2 protein-coding genes and 1 pseudogene are annotated in these 3,237 nt (G+C 30.7%); all 3 read left to right on the forward strand.

Annotated features, from left to right (window positions below; all coding sequences use genetic code 11):
* A partial coding sequence (locus AB671_RS19790) for an RHS repeat-associated core domain-containing protein (RefSeq protein WP_317040134.1) occupies window positions 1–837 on the forward strand: 837 nt, incomplete at its 5' end.
* A gap of 331 nt (window positions 838–1,168) precedes the next feature.
* A pseudogene (locus tag AB671_RS19795) lies at window positions 1,169–2,008 on the forward strand (RHS repeat-associated core domain-containing protein); the annotation flags it as partial.
* Window positions 2,008–2,451 carry a hypothetical protein gene (locus tag AB671_RS19800; protein WP_066681368.1) on the forward strand — a complete coding sequence of 148 codons (444 nt, stop codon included), beginning with the start codon at window positions 2,008–2,010 and terminating at the stop codon, window positions 2,449–2,451. The pseudogene AB671_RS19795 and the gene AB671_RS19800, both read left to right, overlap by 1 nt.
* Window positions 2,452–3,237: the final 786 nt, after the last annotated feature.

Below are 3,237 nucleotides of genomic sequence, written 5' to 3' on the forward strand. Positions count from 1 at the left end.
GGAGAGATTGTAGAAACCAATAATTATTACCCTTTTGGGTTGATGCATAATTACACAGCTACAACAACGAATGCTTATCAGTACAAGTTTCAGGAACAAGAGCTTCAGGAGACTGGTTTTTATGCATTTAAGTGGCGACAATATATGCCGGATTTAGGGAGATTCTTTAATGTTGACCCATTAGCAACTAAATATCCTTACAATTCGACTTATGCTTTTTCTGAGAATTGCGTTGTTGTCCATAGAGAGTTAGAAGGCTTAGAAAAGGTCTATATATTTGGAGGTGCTGATTTAGATGGAAAAGGTCTTTCTCAAACAACCAAAAATATTCAAAGTTCTGTTCAACAGTTTTCAGATAAAAATAAGTTAGGCTTTGAAGTTAAGACATACAATAGTGCTCCTTGGTCTCCTGCTCACGGAAAAGCATTTATGGATATAATGTCAAATCATACAGAAGGAGAAAAAATAATAATTTATGGATATAGTTTAGGGGGGGTAGGAGCGACTCAATTAACCAAAATGTTGGATTCCAAAGATATTAAAGTTGATTTACTTGTTACTGTTGATCCTGCTTTTAGTCTTCTTGGGAAAGATATTAATATTCCTGACAATGTTGAAAAGGTAGATAATACTTATCAAGAAAATAGATCTCTCATTGGTTCTCGGGGTTTTCCTGCTACACCAATCGAGGGAAATGATAAGACTGAAATTGTAAATAACAATCTAACAGATAAGACTTCTGGAAAAGGTACTGATGCTCACGGAACAATTGATGAAGATACAATGAAAAGATCTATTCAGCTTATACAACAAGAAATGGGAAAAAAAGATAAATAATGAGCAATAAAAGTAAATACATAAATGTAATACTTATAATATTTTTGATGCTCTTTGTATTAGATATATTTTATATGATTTTTACATTTCTAAATTTTTCATTTATATACGATATAAATATAAGTGAATTATACAGTAATGTAGTAGCATTTATTCTTTGGTCGTACCCAATAATTTTTTTTTGTTTACTGTTTCTTAGGAATTATGTAAGTCGATTTATAAAAATATCATATTTACTACTTTTAATAATCAAAGTATGTTTAATTATTATATATATTAAAAATGGAGGGCTATAAAATTTACCTTATGCTAGTTCTTTAAGAACTATAAGTACCAAGGACAGGAATTACAGGAGACTGGTTTTTATATGTTTAAGTATAGAACTTATATGCCGGATACAGGGCGATTTATTCAGTTAGACCCGTTGGCGGAGAAGTTTCCATATAATTCTACTTATGCTATTCAAGAAAATAAAATGGGAATGGGTATTGAATTAGAAGGTCTTGAATTACTTAAAACAAATTCTGGTTACTTTGCGATTAATGGTAATCAAATGACTGTTAAACAAGCGCCTATTACACAAAGAGATTCCTTTGGAAGACCATCTTTTAGAGCTGGAGATATTGGTTTATCAACAAGTGGTTATAATCCCGGTGGAGCAAGAATGTCTTCAGGGACAACAGGTCTGAAGTTGAATTCATATAGATACAGTGGGGCAACTGGTTCTGATGCAAAAATGGAAAACATCCGTGGAAATGACCGCCCTACTAATATATGGAACAAGATTTATGATTCAGGGGCAGACAAAGCTGGTAAGATATCCGGAGGTATAAAAGAATTAGTTAAGAATGGAAAAATGGCTTTGGATATCCCTGAAGCAATAAAAAGTACGGAAAATTACGTACAAGCAACAAAAGATATTAAAGCGATTGATTTTCAAGCTACCCAAATGGATCTTGCGATAGATTTGGTAAATGGAAGTGGAATTAATATGAATCAGCAAACGAAAAATAATGTAGTGAATTTTGTGTTTGATGGTGCTTTACCACCTGGGACGGATACTCAGAACGGACTTATTATTCAAAACGGGACGTCAATATTAAATTCTAATGGCATACGTGTCCAACCGACCCCAGAACAAGAAAAAGCAAATAATAAAATTTTACCTTGATGAAAATATTTAAATATATCTCAATATTACTGATTCTATTAAGTATCAGCTGTTGTGTAAATCAGAAAGAAAAAGATGAAGAACAAATTAAGACAACAGTTCAAAAGTTTTGGATTACAGTTCAAAATAATGACGAGGAAAATTATTTAAAATTAATAGAAGGAAGTGAAGAATATAGATTTGCAATGTTATATCAATTACATTATCTGAATAGGAATTATAGCAAAATCAAAGCTATAACAGAGTCTAAAGAAATCCAGATAAAGGATACAAATGAATTGGGAGGATCCCAAAAGTGTGTAGAGTATCTATTTGTAAAACCTAATTCCACTACAGAACCATTAAGTGTGAGACTGTTTTTTTTTAAATCAGTAGGCTATAATAAAATATTTAATGTTCAAATTATAGGTAATATGCCAAAATGGGAAAAGAAAGAGCTGTAATTGATGACATTAAGTAAATGAAGCATCTAAAAGTTTATTTGGTAGTAAGTTTAATTTTAACATTATTTTCTTTTTTCTCAATAATCAAATGGAGTGATATTATATTTTGGATTTTATTTTATATGATATTCACAGTTTTTATAATGCTTTTAATAAAGCAGTTAGAAATTTTAAATTATATAAAAAAATATCCATTTAGAAATTATGACGAATCCGACCCATACTTTTCAGATGATGGAATTTTTAAATTTGAAAATAATGGCTTCTATGTTAAAAATCTAAAAAAAAAAGATTTTATAGGATGGAATGATATAAATTTTATAATTGCGTACAATGTTCTGCTTTTTGACACCAGCACTATGTTCTTAGAAATCCACACAAACGGAGGTGTTTTCAAGTTTAATGAGGAAATATTAGGGTGGTATCAATTATGTAACAACATTAATTTAAAGCTCTCCAATATTAATAATAGATGGAGAATGATATTACTCAACACTCCTCATATGGAAGATAGAGTTATCGTATATAATCGAAACGATATCACTAACTCTATATTTATAAATACCTGATGTAAAACAAAAGCCACTCATCGAGTGGCTTTTGTTTTACTTTTCAAACTGTTTGTCTACGAGTTCAAGGAAACCCTGCGCCAGTTCATCGAGGATGGATAGGTGTTCTTCTTGAAGATGGTAGAAGTTCTGTAATCTTCCCCAAAAACAGGAACATTTAAAAATATAGTTTTTAAATTTGGAAGACTATGAAAAACAGTAAATTTTCAGAAGTTCA

This window comes from Chryseobacterium sp. BGARF1 (assembly GCF_001677955.1).
Classification (GTDB): domain Bacteria; phylum Bacteroidota; class Bacteroidia; order Flavobacteriales; family Weeksellaceae; genus Chryseobacterium.